Here is a 15744-nt window from a genome sequence, read left to right as displayed (position 1 = left end):
ACGGTCGCTGAGGGACCCCCACCGAGACGGTCCGGAACGTGCGGCCGGACTCCGCGAGGAGGGCCGGAGCGGATGGGTGGGCGACGGTATCCGGTGGTGCGGGGCGGGCGAATACCGCATGCGCGACATCCGCCCGCCCTGTCGTCCGAGCCGATCCGGCCCCCGGGCGTCAGTCCCCGTGCCCGTGCCCGTGCCCCGAGCACGTGCACGCGCCCGCCTCGCAGCGGCATCCGCCGGCCGCGGCATCCGTGTGGCACGCCATACCCATCGCTTCGGAGGACGGGACGTTGAGGGTGGGGTTGCGCCCGAAGAAGCCGTACGGCTTCAGGGTGAACTTCGCGTAGTCGACCGGCATGACCGGCCAGTCCTCGACGCGGGGGAAGTGCGTCGGGCCGAAGGTGTGCCAGAGCACGATGTCCTCGCCGTCGATCGATCGGTCGGCCTCGGTGTAGCGCGGCAGGCCGTCGCCGCCGGGGTTCTGGTTCACGAGGTCGCCCGCCGGGTAGCGCTCGTCGCGGTCGTAGCGGGTGACCCAGAGGTGCTTGCGCGTGAAGCCGGCGCGCTTGGCGATCACCGATTCGGGGTCGGCGAGCAGGGTCGGCGAGCCCTCCGCGCGCAGTTCGTAGCCGACGGGCCGGCCGAGCCGGTTCTGCTGCTCGGTGTTGACGATGTGCCAGACGCGCCCGCTGACGGGGTCGGCGTCGCGGGCACCCTCGGCCTCGGTGCGCAGGCGCGTCGTGCGCTTCGTGAACGCGTTGCCGTAGGCGTTGCCCTCCCCCATCGGCAGGCGGACGGCGTCGACCTCGTCGACCGCGTTCGCGACGCCGTCGACCATCATGTCGAGCCGCGCGCTGAACAGGTGCTGGTGGTAGGGCGCGCCGAGCCCGGGTGCGACCTCGCTCGCGTGGTCGCCGGCTTCCGGGTCGTAGGCCGATGAGAAGAGCACGCCCGTGAGCTTCGCCTCGCACTCGATCGTGCCGTCGAGGTAGAGGTACCAGTAGAACCCGTAGTCGTAGTTGCCGACCGTGGTGAAGAAGCTGACCACGAGGCGCCGCTGGCGGCGCACCTCGTTCGACCCGGTGTAGATGTCGGTGTGCTTCCAGAGGGTGCCGTAGTCCTCCTCGTGCATGCAGATCGCATTCGGGATGACACGGGGGTGGCCGAACTCGTCGGCGATCGTGGCGTCGAAGTACCGGATCTCGCCGAGGCAGTCGCAGCCGAGCTGCAGCGAGTTCGCGTAGCGGCCGAACACGTACTCGCCGGTGTCGAAGTAGTTCTGCCAGAACCGGGCGGGCGACGGGTCGCCGTAGGGCACGACCATCTCGGCGATCGACGCGCGGTAGACGACGTCGCGCTCGACGCCGCCCTGGTCGGCGTCGACGTAGCGGATGCGACGGAGCACGAGCCCCTCGCGAGCATCGAACGCGAGCGAGAAGCGCCAGTTCGCCCAGCTGACCCGGTCCTCCTCGACGGTGAAGCTCGGCCCCTCGGGCTGGGTGATGCTGATCGGCTTGAGGGTGTCGAGCGGCGCGCCCTGCACCTCGGGGTCGTCGAAGTTGCCCGACTCGGCGGGGATCTCGTAGACCTTGTGGTCGACGAGCTCGAACATCCGTCCCTCGATCATGTCGACGTAGGCGCAGAGGCCGTCGACCGGGTGCGCCCAGCAGTGGTCCTGCTCGTCGTGCCGCATGAAGGCGAGCACGCGGATGACGCGGCGCCCGCGCTCGGCCTCGAATCCGTATTCGCCCGCCGAGAGCGGCGCGAGCGCGACCTGCTCGTGCGTGATTCCGCGCTTGGCGAGGGCCTCGTGCCACTCGGGCTCGGCGCCGAGCAGGTCGTAGATCGCCTCGAACTCGACGTCGAGGATCGGGACGTGCCCGTTCGCGCCGTCGATGTCGGTGCGGCTGAGGATCGCCCGATCGGTGACCGACACGCGGACGTCGGCGGATGCGCCGGTCGCGCGGTCGAGCAGCAGCACGCGCACGACGCGCGGCAGTTCCGCCCCGGAGAGCACGTCGGACTTGGCGGGTTCGTCGAGTCCGACGTAGACGAAGCGGGTCTGCTCGGTGAGCACGCCGGCTTCGGCAAGGATCTCGCGCGTCGCGTCGATCTCGTCGGCGGAGAGCCCGCGCATCGGGTCCGTCTCGGGCGCGCCCGAGACGGAGGAAGGACGCCGCTCTGCGGCTCGGGTGGTCGACGTCATCGTCATGGTGCACCTCGTTTTTCTCTACGTTTGTCGAGTAATATAGCCGGACTCGCCGGAACAGGGAAGATTCGGGGAACGAATGGCCGAGATCGCACACGGAGTCATGCTCGCGGGCGCGCTCGCCGGGACCGGAGCGACGCTCGCCCGCGGTCGGCGACTCCGCGCCCTGGATGCCTTCGCCGCGGTCGCGATGCTCGCCGCCATGCTCGACACGGCACTCACCGGCATCCTCCCCGGCGTGGCCTGGGCGGGAATCCTCGTGCTCGCCGGCCTCGCGATCGGCGTCCGATCCCGCGTGGACCGGGCGCGCAGCCCCGCGTCAGCCCCGCCGAGGCGCCCCCGGCCGGCAGGGCTCGGCGGCCGACCGCTCGACGACCTTCACCATGCGCTGGCGCTCATCGCAGCGGGATGGCTCGTGGCCTCGGCCGGACGCGACGGTGTCGGTGCGCCCGGCGAGACGCATGCCCATGTCGCCCTCGCGCTCCCGGCCGAGACCTTCGCCGTGCTCACGGTGGTCGCGCTCGGCGCGTGGGTCGCGGTGCGCGCGATGCGCGAGGGCCGCAGCGGGGTCGTTCACGGCGTGATGGCGGCGAGCATGACCGTCATGCTCGCCGCCATGGCCGTTCCCGGCCTCGCGGCGGTGCTCGGCGCCTAGACCCCCCGGTGGGCCGGAACCTCGACGACGGCCGCCTCGGCCTCCTCGATGCCGTGCCCGACCCGGGCGTAGAGCTCCGGGTTCCGCCGTCGGATGACGAGGCCCCACACGACGCCGGCGACACCGGGCACGATCAGCAGCGCGGGCAGCACGAACGTGGCCGCCGTCGTCTCGGTCTGGCCGAGCAGCACGTTGAAGTTCGCCAGGATGAGCACGAACACCGTGAACAGCACGACCGCGGAGATCGCCGGGGCGATCAGCGTCTGCCAGGCGCCGAGTCCGCGCCGATCGCGGCGGAAGAAGCCGATCACCGCGATCGCGATGATGCCCATGAGCAGCACGAGCCCCATCGCGCCCGTGTTCGTGAGCCACGTGAACATGGTGAGGACCGGGTAGAGGAACTCGACCGGCGCGAAGTCGGCCTTCAGGCCCATGACCTCGCCGGCGACGACGAAGCCGAGCGTCACGACGATCGCGATCGCGCTCTGCGCGACCGAGCCGGCCCAGGGAGCTCGCGAGACGGCACGCACCGAGCCGAGGCTGCGGTGCAGCACGCCCTCGCGCCCGAGCGAGAACAGGTACCGGGCGACGGCGTTGTGGAACGACTGCAGCGCCGCGAAGAGGCTCGTGAGGAAGAGCACCTGCATGAGGTCGCTCACGATGACGGGTGCGTGCTCGCCCATGAAGACGAACATCAGGTCCGGACCGTAGGTCGCCGAGGCCTCGACGATCTGCGACGGTCCGATGCCGACCGTGAACGCCCAGGCGCTGAACGCGTAGAACACGCCGATGATGGCCACCGCGGCGTAGGTCGCCCGCGCGACCGTGCGCTTGGGGTCCTTCGACTCCTCGCCGTAGATGGCGGCCGACTCGAAGCCCATGAACGCGGCGACGCCGAAGGAGAGCACTGCGCCGACTCCCGGCACGAACAGGTTGGCCGGCTCGATGCCGGCGGTGCTCACGCCCTCGGGCGCGACGGCGAACGCGACGAGGTCGAACACGAGCACGGCGGCGAACTCGAGCGCGACGAGGACGCCGAGCACCTTCGCCGACAGGTCGACGCGGTTCACGCCGAGCACGCCGACGACGGCGATGCAGGCGAAGATCCACAGCCACCACGGCGTGGTGATGCCGAACCTCGCCTCGAGGAACATCGACATCTGGAACCCGAACAGGCCGTAGATGCCGACCTGCATGGCGTTGTACGCGACGAGCGCGACGAGCGAGGCGCCCACGCCGAACGGTCGTCCGATGCCCTGCGCGATGTAGGCGTAGAACGCGCCGGCGTTGGTGACGTAGCGGCTCATCGCCGCGTAGCCGACCGCGAAGACCGCCAGGGCCGCGGCGAGCACGATGAAGCCGACGGGCACGCCGATCACGCCCGTGACGGCGAAGGTCGTGGTGACGCCGCCGGCGACCACGGTGAGCGGCGCCGATGCCGCGATGATCATGAGGGTGACGGATGGCACGCCGAGGCGCCGGTGGCCGAGAGCACGTGTCGACGCGGGCGTCGACGTCGTCGTTGAGGTCATGGCTGGGGATCCCTTGGTCGACGGGAGGGCGAGCCACGGCGGCATCGCCCGGTTCCGGCCCATGGTTCCGTGCGGCGCAGCCCCGGTCTTGTCGCACAGCGAACGCGGGTTGACCTGCACCGCAGACCCGCCCTGTCGGATTTCGCTCGACAAGCGTAGAGTTTCCTTCGACCCGGACATCGACGTCCCACCCAGAGATGAGGTGCATCCCGTGCCCCACGGATCCTCCCCCGCGCTCGCCCCGGAGGCGCCCGCCATCGACACCTCGGCACTGCCGCTCGACTTCGCCGAGTTCAGCTCGCTCGCCTCGCAGTCCTTCGTGCCGCTCCGCGTGCGCTCCGACGATCCCGATGCGTTCCGCGGCGACATCCGCGCGTCGGTCGGCGACGACGTCCACCTCTCCGTCGTCACGGCCACCGGCCATGAGATCCACCGGACGCCCGAGCTCGTCGCGCGATCCGAGCATCGCTCGTTCAAGCTCGGACTCCAGCTCTCCGGCACGGGCCTGCTCATCCAGGACTCGCGTGAGGCCGTGCTCCGGCCCGGCGACCTCACGATCTACGACACCGATTCGCCCTACACGCTCGTCTTCGAGGAGACCTTCAGCACCCTCGTGCTCATGGTGCCGCACCGGCTGCTCGAACTGCCCACCGACGCCGTGCAGGGCATGACCGCGGCCCGCATCGCGGGCGGCCAGGGGCTCGGCCGCGTCGTCGCACGCTTCCTCGCCGAGCTCGCCGGCGACCTCGACCAGTTGGGCGGCCCCGTCGGCGGAAGACTCGCCCGCAACGCGGTCGACCTCGTGACGACGCTCTACGCACGCGAACTGGACGTCGCCCGCGACGCCGACCGACCCCACCGGGCGATGCTTCGCGGCATCCAGGCCTGGCTCGAGGACCGCCTCGGCGACCCCGACCTCACGCCGGCGTCGATCGCCGCGGCGCACTTCATCTCCACCCGCCACCTCCACGCGATCTTCCACGAGGAGGGGCTCACCGTCTCCAGCTGGGTCCGATCCCGGCGGCTCGACCGTTGCCGCCGCGAACTCCAGGACCCGCTCGCGGCGCACCGTCCGGTCGGCCAGGTCGCCGGCCGTTGGGGCTTCGCCGACGCCGCCCACTTCAGCCGCGCCTTCCGCGCCGAGTTCGGCGAGCCGCCGTCCGCCGTGCGAGCCCGCGCCACGGCCGCGTGAGGCGACCTGGGCTCAGGCGACCAGGGCTCAGGCGACCGGGGCCCAGGCGACCGGGGCCTAGGCGAGGAAGTCGATCGCCGCGTCCTTGAACGTCCGGGACGTGAGCGTCGACACGTGGTCGCGGCCGGGGATCGTGACGAGGTCGCTCCCCCAGTCGAGCGCGAGCTGCTGGACCCCGAGTGGCACCGGGTCCTCCTCGCCCGCGACGAACAGCACGGGGATGCCCCCCGGGATCGCGAGCGGGGCGCCCGAGACTCCCTCGATGCACGCGAGGAGCGCGTCGCGGTCGGCTCCCGCGCGGATCGCCGGCCCGAGCACCTGCGAGATCACGGGATTGCGCGGCGGCGTCCCGTCGACGAGGTAGCCGCGCGCGTCCTCGACGTCCCAGGTGGCGAAGAGCTCGGTCGGACCGGCGCCGCCCACCACGACGCGCCGCACCCGGTCGGGGGCCTGCTCGCACAGCGCCGAGATCACGCGATTGCCCATCGAGTAGCCGACGGCATCGCAGCTCGCCGCGCCCGCCGAGTCGAGCACGGCGACGAGGTCGGCCCCGAGCCGATCGGGCGCGTACGCGTCGGCCGTCACGGGCTTGTCGCTCGCACCGTGCCCGCGCAGGTCGGTGGTGATCACGCGTCGTCCGGACTCGACGAGTGTGCGCACCCATCCCGTGCCCTCCCACGTGACGGTCGAATCGGACGCGAAGCCGTGCACGAGCAGCACGGGAGGCCGGCCCGCCTCGGCGTCATCGCCCTGCACCCGATAGGCGATGAGCACCCCGTCGGGCGACTCGGCGTGCAGGAGCGGTGCGGGGGACGCCTGCGGGGTCACGCGCGGCCCGCCTCGTCATCGACCGGCGCGAGCTCGGACGAATCGACGATCGCGGCGCCCGCGTGACCGAGCTCGGCGATCGCCGCCTCGGAGGACTCCGGCGCGACGCCCGCGACCAGGTCGCGCAGCACGCGCACGTGACGCCCGTGCTCGATCGCGTCGAGTGCGCTCGCGCGCACGCAGTAGTCGGTCGCGATACCCGCCACGTCGACGTCGGTGACGCCGTGGCGCTCGAGCACCTCTGTGGTCGACGCGCCCGTGTCATCCGTGCCCTCGAAGATCGAGTACGCCGGAACGCCCTGCCCCTTGCGGATGTGCACGTCGACGGCGCTCGTGTCGAGCGCCGGGTGGTACTCGGCGCCCGGCGTGCCGGCCATGCAGTGCTTCGGCCACGTCACCGTGAAGTCGGGCGGCGCATCCGTCGCGAAGTGCCCGCCGTTGTCGTCGTCGGCGTTGTGCCAGTCGCGGGATGCCACGACCAGGTCGTACCGGTCGCCGTGCTCGGCGAGGTACGCCGTGATGCCGGCGGCCACGGCTGCACCGCCGTCGACGCCGAGCGCGCCGCCCTCGGTGAAGTCGTTCTGCACGTCGATGATGAACAGGGCCCGACTCATGATCGGCTCCTTCGCTCCTCGGGTCTCGGGCGGGGTCGATCCGGCCGCCGCTTCCATTCTGTCGCGATTCGCGGATGCCGCGGCGGGCACTCGGTCACTCGTTCGAGAGTTCGTCCCCGCAGCGGTAGAACCCCGTGGCGAGCGTGTCGATCGCGACCTTCGCGTCGGCGGTGATCTGCGAGACATCGCCGAGCGCGGAGATCGCGAAGGTCAGGGTCGTGCCGTCCTGGGCGTGGATGATGCCCGCGAGCGTGTAGCCCGTGTCGATCCAGCCCGTCTTGGCGAACACCGAGCCGTCGGCGACGGCGTTCTCGCCCGCGAACCGGTCGGCGTACGACAGCGAGCCGCGCTGGCCGGCGACCGGAAGTCCGTCGCGGATCACCCCGAGGCTCCCCTCGCGCGCCTCGACCTTCGCGAACAGCCGGGTGAGGTAGGCGGGCGGCACCGCGTTGTCGGGCGAGAGTCCCGACCCGTCGACGACGCGGATGCCGCCACGCGCGATGCCGTACGTCTCGAGCGCCTGCCGCACCGCCGGGTCGATCGCCTCGAAGGTGTTCCCGGTTCCGACCGTGATCGCGACCTGCCGCGCGAGCATCTCGGCGACCGTGTTGTCGGAGACGACGAGGGACTTGTCGATCAGCTGGGCGACGGTCGGCGACCACACGCGGCCGAGCTCGGTGGCTCCGGCCGGCGCCGTGCCCCGCTCGATCGCCGCCACGCCGCCGAGCTCGGCGGCGAAGGCGTCGCCCGCCCGGCCGACCGCGTCGGCGCCCCGGCGCGAGGTGTTCGCGTACGGGTCGTCGCGATCGCCGTCGACCATGAGCGCCGTGATCTTGGGCATGTAGCCGAGCTCGCGCTCGGTCGGCGCCCAGCTCGCGTGCCAGGTCTCCCCGCCGAAGTACGACGAGTCGAGGATCAGCTTCGTCAGCGGGGGGTTCGACGGGTCGGCCTCCCATGCCGCGCGCACCTGGCGGGCGAGGTCGTCGAGGTGCGCGGCGCCGGGGTAGACGGTCTCGTTGCCCGTCGCGGTGCGCGAGAGCGTGAGGTCGCCGCCCCCGACGAGCACGACCGAGCCCGGCTCGGAGCCCTTCACGACGGTCGTCGCGAAGCGGTCGTCGGGCGAGAACACGGCGAGCGCCGCGGCCGCGGTCACGACCTTCATGACGCTCGCGGTGCGCGAGGCCGTCAGGCCGCCACGATCGAAGAGCACCTCGCCCGTCGCGGCGTTCATGACCTGCGCCTGCAGGTTCGCCAGTCGCGGATCGGCTGCGAGCCCCGCGACCGAGCAGGTTCGCTCACGCGCGACCGGTTCGGGCGTCGGGGTGAGGGTCGGCGTGGGCGTGGGCGTCGACGCGGGGGTGGGCGTGGGGGTGGCCGACGGCGCCGGGACGGGCTCGCCGCCGGTCATGGTCGCGGCGAACGCCACCGCGGTCCCGAGCAGGCCGACGGTGACGAGGGCGGCGATCGCGGCGAGCACCCGGTGCTCGGCGATCAGCGAACGGATGCCTCGGGGCCGGGCGGGCTCGCTCTGCGGCCCGGGCTCGCCCGGCGCGGGCGTCGCGCCCGCGGCATCCGTCTCATCGCTCACCCGGGCATTGTACGGACGCCGCCCGGACGTCTCCGGAGTGGCGTCGCGGCCACGCTCGGCCGGCGGGGGGCCGATCAGCGCTCGGGCGCCTCGCCGACGGCCTGCCCGCAGACCTCGCGGATGACACGGCCGATGATCGCGGTGAGCGCCTCGAGCGATGCGATCGAGACCCACTCGTCGTCGGCGTGCGCGCCGCCGCCGGAGGCTCCGACGAGCACGACCGGGATGCCCGCGTCGGCGATGAGCCCGGCGTCGGTCCACCACGGGTCCCCGCGTCGCACCGCGGGCCGGCCCGTGACCGCCTCGACCGCGTCGATCACGGCGCGGACGATCGGCGCGCCGGGCTCCGCCTCCATCGCGGGACGCGCCGCGAGCGTCGAGATCCGCGCCGGACCGGACGGCGCGAGCACGCGCTCGAGTTCGGCACGCGGGTCGTCGTCGCCGGGCAGGGTCCGCCGTTCGACCACGACGCCGCAGCGGGCGGCGACGGTCGCGGCATCCGCTCCGCCCTCGATCATCGACACGCGCACGCTCCCCGACCCGAGCAGCGGATGCCGCGGCCGGGCGTCGAGTTCGGCCGCGAACGCGCGCAGCGCGATCAGTCCGTCGAGCGCGCGGTCGATCGCATCCACGCCGAGTTCGGGCTGCGACCCGTGCGCGGCGACGCCCTCGTACTCGACCCGGTACCAGGCGAAGCCCCGGTGGGCGAGCGTGACCTCGAGATCGGTCGGCTCGAGCACGACCGCGCCGTCGGGGCGCACGTCGAGCGCAGCGAGCAGTTCCTCCATGCCGAGCGAGCCGAACTCCTCGTCGGCCGCGAACGCGAGCACGACCTCGCCCGCGAGAGCGGCGGGCGCGGCGGCGGCGGCGATCATGGCGGCCGCGAGCCCGCCCGCCATGTCGTAGGCGCCGCGGCCCGTGATCCGATCGGCCCGCGGCGCGTCGGCCGGCGCCTCGGCCGCCGCATCCGCCCCGGGTGCCTCGCCCGCCCCGGTGCCGGCTCCGCCGACCGTGTCGAGGTGACCCGCGAGCAGCAGGGTCCGCCCACCGCCCGTGCCGCGCCGCCGTGCGAGCACGCTCGGGCGCGCCGGGTCCGCGCCCACGATGCGGACCTCGAAGCCCCGGTCGGCGAGCCACGCCGCCACGACCTCGGCGAGCTCGCGCTCACCCGCACCGCCGTCGAAGAGCGTCGGATTGGTCGCATCGACCGCGACGAGGCGGCGCGTCAGCGCTGCGACGTCGTCCGTCGCGGCATCCGCTCCCATGCCCTCAGTCCTCGCCCGGGTACCGCACGCCGATCTCGTGCCGGACGCGGTCGAGCGTGCCCATGATCGCGACCGACTCCTCGGTCGGGAGGATGTCGCCGCCGTCGAGTCGCCCGGCGGCGACGAGCCCTTCGAGCGCCTCCGCCTGGAAGTGCATGCCGCGGCCGTTGACCTCCGACCGGTACGCCTCGATCACCCGGTCGTCGGCGCCGATGACGCGGAAGCTCGTCGGGCTGTACCAGACGCCGTCGATCTCGATCCGGGCGTCGGTGCCGAGCACGACCGCCCGGTTCGGCCCGCGCGCGTCGCTCGCGGTGTACGTCGACGCGATCCTGCCGCCGGGGTAGCCGAGGTCGACGGCGACCTGCGCGTCGGCACCGGTCTCGCGCAGCACCGCGGTCGCACGCACGGTCTCGGGCTCGCCGAACAGGTCCCACGCGAACGAGATCGGGTAGATGCCGAGGTCGAGCAGCGCACCGCCGCCCAGTTCGAGCGAGTTGAGCCGGTGCCCGGGGTCGTCGGAGAGCTTCTGCGTGTGGTCGGCGATGAGCGAGCGCACCTCGCCGAGCACGCCCGACGCGACGATCTCGCGGATGCGCACCATGTGCGGCAGGTACCGGGTCCACATCGCCTCGAGCGCGAGCACGCCGCGCTCGCGCGCGGCATCCGCGACCGCACGGGCCTCGGGCTGCGTGAGCGTGAACGGCTTCTCGATGAGCACGTGCTTGCCGGCCCCGATCGCGGCCAGCGCGGACTCGGCGTGCCAGGGGTGCGGGGTCGCGATGTAGACCGCGTCGACGTCGGCCGCCGCGACGAGCTCGGCGTAGCTGCCGTGGGCGCCGGGGATCCCGTACTCGTCGGCGAAGGCGCGTGCCGACTCGAACGACCTCGACCCGACCGCGCGGACGTCGAATCCGTTGCGGACCAGGTCGTCGGTGAACAGCCGGGCGATGCCGCCCGTCGCGAGGATGCCCCATCGGAGTCGTGACGTCATGCGCGCCAGCCTATCCGCGCGCAGGGCACCGCCTGGGTGGCACCAGCTCCCTGACACCCGTTCGGGGATATGCGGAATCCTCGGGTTCCCGCTACGGTTCGGCCATGTCGGCACATTCGCACCGAAGGAGCCGCATCATCGGCTCGCTCGCCGGGGCCACCATCGCCCTCCTCGCCGCCCTCGGCGGCGCTGCACCCTCGGCCCTCGCGGCCCCGCCCGAACCCGTGAACAAGTACGTCGCGCTCGGCGACTCGTACGCCGCCGGACAGGGCGCCGGGCTCCCGCTCGATGCGTGCCTGCGCTCCGAGGCCGCATACCCCGTCCTGCTCGACGCGGTGCCTCGAACGAACCTCCTCCGCCAGCCCGCCTGCAGCGGCGCCACCATCTCGGATGTCGCCGAGACGCAGCTCTCGCAGGTGAACCGCGGCACGACCCTCGTGACGATCACCGTCGGCGGCAACGACCTCGATGTCGGAGGCATCCTCCAGGTGTGCGCACCCGACCCGAACTCCGGCGCGTGCGCGGCGGCCGTACTCCAGGCGCAGCAACTCCTCGCGTCGGGCGTGATCGCCCAGGACCTCACGGGCCTGCTGCTCGCCATCGCCGAACGATCCCCGCGCGCCCGCATCATCGTGACCGACTACCCGGTGCCGTTCGTCGCCGGGCTGAGCGCGCTGACCGACAGCGTCAACCAGGCGACCCTCGCGCTCGATGCGCAGATCGCCGCCGCCGCGTCCGCGGCTGCGAGTGCCGGTGCCGACGTCGACGCCACGAGCCTCGCGTTCGCCTACACCGGACACCGCGTCGGCGACGCCGTCCCGTGGCTCGGCGCAGATCTGAACGATCCGCTCGCGTTCCTCCACCCGACCACCGCAGGGCAGGCCGTGTACCGTGACGCGATCCTCACGGTGCTCGCGAGCTGAGAGCAGGCGGACCATGATGTTCGGACGCAGAGACCCGCTCGCCGCGGCATCCGTCGAAGCTGCCCCTGAGCGGCGGCGGCGCATCGCGCTCGTCGCCGCCGCACTGCTCGCCGCGCTCGCGCTCGTCCTCGGGGCGAGCCTGGCCGCCCCGGCCGATTCCGCCCACGCCGCGGTTCCGATGGCCAAGCCCGTCAAGCCCGGCAAACCGGGCGGAGGCAACGGCGGAGGCTCCGGCGGTGGAACGACCGAGCTCGCCTATGCGGCCGTCGGCGACTCGTTCGCCTCCGGTGTCGGTGCGGGAAGCTACCTCGACACGACCTGCTACCGCAGCACGAAGAGCTATCCGAAACTCCTGGACGCCGATGCCGACAAGGCGCTCGTCGCGTTTTCGGCGTGCTCCGGCTCCGACACCGCCGACGTGATCGCGCAGGCGGCATCCGTTCCCTCGACCGCGAAGCTCATCACGGTCACGGTCGGCGGCAACGACGTCGGCTTCGCCGACGTCATGCAGAACTGCTTCGTGCTGCCCAACTCGTCGTGCGCGACGCACATCGCGAACGGCGCCGCGGCCGTCGAATCCGACGCCTTCGCCGCGAGCATCACCGACGTGATCACCACGCTGCGCACGCGCGCGCCGGCCGCGAAGATCGTCGTCACCGGCTACCCCCTGCTGTTCTGGGAGAACGCCTCGGGCGTGAACCCCAAGTACACGTGGGCCGACGAGGTCAACGACGAGACGGTCGCGCTGAACGACCGGATCCAGTCCGTCGCGCAGTCGGGCGGCGCGGTGTTCGTCGATGTCGAGGGCGTGTTCGCGGGCCACGGCATCGGCAGCTCGAGCCCGTGGATCAACGACTGGCGTTGGCTGAGCCAGACCAACAGCTTCCACCCGAACGCCGCCGGGTACGTCGCGTACGCGAACGCGATCCGGGCGGTGCCGCTGTCGTAGCCGTCGCGTTCGCCCCTGGGTACGACCGCCGAGCGAGCGGCGGACGGCGCACGGGACGACGAAGGCCCCGGCGTGAGCCGGGGCCTTCGCAGTGGAGCCGCCTGGGGGAATCGAACCCCCGACCTATTCATTACGAGTGAATCGCTCTGCCGACTGAGCTAAGGCGGCGTGGCACCCGGTGCGAGTCGCGACCGAACGGCACGAGAATCCATGTTAGCGGGTTTTCGGAGCGCTCATGACCATGCTCGGGCGCCCGCCGCGGTCAGCACCCGGGGTCGGAGGCCGGGACCTCGCCGTCGACGAGGAACGCCTCGACGGTATCGTCGATGCACGCGTTCGACTTGCGGTACGCGGTGTGCCCCTCGCCGTCGTAGGTCACGAGGAAGCCGGAGTCGAGCTGCTCGGCGAGCGAGACGGCCCAGTGGTAGGGCGTCGCGGGGTCGCCGGTCGTTCCGATGACCATGATCGGCGGGGCGCCCGGCGCCGCGATCGGGGCGCGTTCGACCTCGGTGAGGTACGGCCACTGGGCGCAGCCCACCTCGCCGTAGCCGAAGTAGGGGCCGATGACGGGCGCGGCGGCAGCGAGCTCGTCGGCTGCGGTCCGCATCGCGGCCGGGTCGTCGTCGTAGCTGTAGTCGAGGCACTGCACGGCCCGGAACGCCTCGGTGGAGTTGTCTTCGTAGGCGCCGTCCTCGGTGCGACCGTTGTAGAGGTCGGCGAACAGGAACGCCGTGTCGGCCTGGCCGAACATCACGCTCTCGAACATGTCGCTGAGGTAGGGCCACGTGTCGGGGGTGTACAGCGGGTAGATGATCGCGGTCACCAGGGCGTTCGCGCCGAGCATCCGACCGTCGCCCGCACGGATCGGAGTCTGCTCGACCGAGGCGAGCAGACGCGCGACCTCGGCCATCGCGGAATCGACCGACCCGGAGAACGGGCAGGCGTCGCCCGCCAGGCAGTCCGCCAGGTAGGCGGCGAGCGCGTCCTCGAACCCGATCGACTGCGCGATGTTGACCTCCTGGTTCGACGCCGCCGGGTCGATCGCGCCGTCGAGCACGAGCCGGCCGACCCTGTCGGGGTACAACCCGGCGTAGGTCGCCCCGAGCAGGGTGCCGTAGGAGTACCCGAGGAAGTTCAGTTCGTCGTCGCCGAGGATGGACCGGAGCAGGTCGAGGTCGCGCGCCGCGCTGACGGTGTCGACGTTGCCGAGCAGGTCTCCGGTCTGGTCGGAGCACGCCTGCCCGAAGGCCCGGTTCGCGTCGGTCACCTCGGCGATCCACTCGTCACTGCCGCGCTCGCCCGGCACGAGGTCGTACAGGAACGCGTCCATCTCCGCGGGCTCGAGGCACGTCACCGCGCTGGACCGGCCGACGCCGCGCGGGTCGAACCCGACCACGTCGAAGCGCTGCTGGAGCCGATCGCCGGTCGCGAAGTCGATCGAGTCGGCGATGAAGTCGAAGCCCGACCCCCCGGGCCCGCCGGGGTTGACGAGCAGCGAACCGAGCCGTTCGCCGCGGGCGGCCTGCCTGACGAGCGCGAGCTCGATCTCGCCCGAGCCGGGATCGCTCCAGTCGAGGGGCGCGACCGCGGTGGTGCACTGCAGGTCGCCGCACCGCTCCCATTCGAGCACCTGCGAGTAGTACGGCTCGAGTTCGGGCGCGACGCGCTCCCCCGTCGGTTCGGACCGGTCGGGCGGCCCGCCGAGGAATGCCGGCATCGCGCAGCCGGCCAGCAGCAGGCTCGACGCGACGACGCTTGCGAGCGCCCCCGCTGCACGGCCGCGCCTCACGAGCGGGCTCCGACCGGGCGGCGGATCGCGACCACGAGCATCGCCTCGAGCGCGAGCAGCGGCTGGACGTTGGCTTCGATGCGGATGCGGGCCTCCTGGATGGCGTCGAGCGTCGCGAGGGTCTGCGAGGGTGAAGCGGATGCCGCGGCGCGGGCGATGTCGGCGGTGAGCTCGCGGTTGACGAGGTCGACGCCGGCGCCGAGCTGCTCGACGAGGATGTCGCGGAAGAGCGATGCGAGGTCGACGAGGATGCGGTCGATGCCGTCGCGCAGGCTGCGGGTGGCGCGACGTTTCTGGTCTTCCTCGAGGGCGCGGATCTGGGAGCGCAGCGCGGCCGGGACCGCCTGACCGGGAGCGATGCCGAGCGAACGCAGCGCGTGCTCGCGTTCTTCGGCGTCGCGCAGTTCGGAGATCGCCTTCGCGTCCTCGCCGGCGATCTCGATCATGCGCGCCGCACCGAGCACCGCACCGGGCGCCGAGCGCACCTGCAGCGCGAGCCGCAGGGTCTCCTCGCGGCGCTCGCGCGCCTCGGCGCTCGTGGCGAGGCGGTGCGCCATGCCGATGTGGCTCTGCGCCTCGCGCGCGGCGCGTTCGGCGAGCGCAGGGTCGACGCCGTCGCGTCGGACGAGCAGGTCGGCCACGGCGTCGACGCCGGGGACCTGCAGCCGCACCGAGCGCACGCGCGAGCGGATCGTCGGGATGAGGTCTGCTTCGCTCGGCGCGCAGAGGATCCACACCGTTCGCTCCGGCGGCTCCTCGAGCTCCTTCAGGAGCACGTTCGAGGTCTGCTCGGTCATGCGGTCGGCATCTTCGACGACGATGACGCGGTGCCTGCCGACCGAGGGTGCGTAGTGCGAGCGCTCGACGATCTTGCGGACGTCGGCGACCTTGATGATGACGCCCTCGGTCGCGAGCACGTGCAGGTCGGGGTGACTGCGCGCGCCGACCTGGGCTCGGACCGCCTCGTCGCCGTCGGCGTCGCCCGAGAGCAGCGCTTCGGCGAACGCGTAGGCGAGGTTCGAGCGACCCGAACCGGGCGGCCCGGTGATGAGCCACGAGTGCGTCATGTCGGATGCGCCCCGGGCCTCGCCCCTCGGCGCAGAAACGGATGCCGCGGCCGCCGCCCGCAGGACCCCGATCGCGGCCTCCTGGCCGGTCAGGTCACTCCACACGCTCACGTTCCCACGCTACCTTCGGCCCGCGACATCG

General features: G+C 72.4%; 13 protein-coding genes and 1 tRNA gene. 4 read left to right on the top strand and 10 right to left on the bottom strand.

What is annotated here, in order from left to right; all coding sequences use genetic code 11:
- Positions 1-169: 169 nt before the first annotated feature.
- Complete coding sequence (locus DSM26151_RS04090; protein ID WP_326491030.1) at positions 170-2209, bottom strand: primary-amine oxidase; 2040 nt, start codon at positions 2207-2209, stop codon at positions 170-172.
- A gap of 76 nt (positions 2210-2285) precedes the next feature.
- Between DSM26151_RS04090 and DSM26151_RS04085 the strand changes: the two genes are divergently transcribed.
- A complete protein-coding gene (locus tag DSM26151_RS04085; RefSeq protein ID WP_234661150.1) occupies positions 2286-2861 on the top strand; it encodes a hypothetical protein in 576 nt (191 codons plus the stop codon).
- Here the strand turns inward: DSM26151_RS04085 and DSM26151_RS04080 are convergent.
- Positions 2858-4393: an APC family permease gene (locus DSM26151_RS04080; protein ID WP_234661149.1), complete on the bottom strand. Its 1536-nt coding sequence runs from the start codon at positions 4391-4393 to the stop codon at positions 2858-2860. The genes DSM26151_RS04085 and DSM26151_RS04080 overlap by 4 nt on opposite strands.
- A 211-nt stretch (positions 4394-4604) precedes the next feature.
- Between DSM26151_RS04080 and DSM26151_RS04075 the strand changes: the two genes are divergently transcribed.
- The gene (locus tag DSM26151_RS04075) at positions 4605-5585 is read left to right on the top strand and encodes an AraC-like ligand-binding domain-containing protein (protein WP_234661148.1); all 981 of its coding nucleotides are present in this window, start codon (positions 4605-4607) and stop codon (positions 5583-5585) included.
- Positions 5586-5642: 57 nt separating this feature from the next.
- Here the strand turns inward: DSM26151_RS04075 and DSM26151_RS04070 are convergent, their stop codons facing one another.
- The 5 genes from DSM26151_RS04070 to DSM26151_RS04050 form a co-directional block, all read right to left on the bottom strand.
- Positions 5643-6413, bottom strand: coding sequence for an alpha/beta fold hydrolase (locus DSM26151_RS04070; protein WP_234661147.1), 771 nt, complete (start codon positions 6411-6413; stop codon positions 5643-5645).
- A complete protein-coding gene (locus DSM26151_RS04065) occupies positions 6410-7027 on the bottom strand; it encodes an isochorismatase family protein (RefSeq protein ID WP_234661146.1) in 618 nt (205 codons plus the stop codon). The genes DSM26151_RS04070 and DSM26151_RS04065 overlap by 4 nt, the downstream gene beginning before the upstream one ends.
- A 94-nt stretch (positions 7028-7121) precedes the next feature.
- Positions 7122-8615 (bottom strand): D-alanyl-D-alanine carboxypeptidase/D-alanyl-D-alanine-endopeptidase, encoded by a 1494-nt coding sequence (locus DSM26151_RS04060; protein WP_267963245.1) that lies wholly within the window; start codon positions 8613-8615, stop codon positions 7122-7124.
- 74 nt (positions 8616-8689) lie between these two features.
- Entirely contained in the window at positions 8690-9880 is a 1191-nt protein-coding gene (locus tag DSM26151_RS04055) for a M20/M25/M40 family metallo-hydrolase (protein WP_234661145.1), read from the bottom strand.
- A gap of 4 nt (positions 9881-9884) precedes the next feature.
- A complete protein-coding gene (locus DSM26151_RS04050; protein WP_234661144.1) occupies positions 9885-10874 on the bottom strand; it encodes a Gfo/Idh/MocA family protein in 990 nt (329 codons plus the stop codon).
- Positions 10875-10978: 104 nt separating this feature from the next.
- On the opposite strand from DSM26151_RS04050, the gene DSM26151_RS04045 reads away from it, so the two are divergent.
- Positions 10979-11797, top strand: a complete 819-nt coding sequence (locus DSM26151_RS04045) for a GDSL-type esterase/lipase family protein (RefSeq protein ID WP_234661143.1) — start codon at positions 10979-10981, stop codon at positions 11795-11797.
- A gap of 16 nt (positions 11798-11813) precedes the next feature.
- Complete coding sequence (locus DSM26151_RS04040) at positions 11814-12746, top strand: SGNH/GDSL hydrolase family protein (RefSeq protein WP_234661142.1); 933 nt, start codon at positions 11814-11816, stop codon at positions 12744-12746.
- 92 nt (positions 12747-12838) lie between these two features.
- Here the strand turns inward: DSM26151_RS04040 and DSM26151_RS04035 are convergent.
- From DSM26151_RS04035 to DSM26151_RS04025, 3 genes are all read right to left on the bottom strand, one after another.
- Positions 12839-12914 (bottom strand) — tRNA-Thr (locus DSM26151_RS04035).
- 94 nt (positions 12915-13008) lie between these two features.
- Positions 13009-14535, bottom strand: a complete 1527-nt coding sequence (locus DSM26151_RS04030) for an alpha/beta hydrolase (RefSeq protein ID WP_234661141.1) — start codon at positions 14533-14535, stop codon at positions 13009-13011.
- Complete coding sequence (locus DSM26151_RS04025; RefSeq protein ID WP_234661140.1) at positions 14532-15713, bottom strand: DNA polymerase III subunit delta'; 1182 nt, start codon at positions 15711-15713, stop codon at positions 14532-14534. Before DSM26151_RS04025 ends, DSM26151_RS04030 begins: the two co-directional genes overlap by 4 nt.
- Positions 15714-15744 lie beyond the last annotated feature (31 nt).

This window comes from Agromyces marinus (assembly GCF_021442325.1).
Lineage (GTDB): Bacteria > Actinomycetota > Actinomycetes > Actinomycetales > Microbacteriaceae > Agromyces > Agromyces marinus.
Note: the sequence above shows the minus strand (reverse complement) of the source record. Positions and strands in the feature narration are given on the sequence as shown.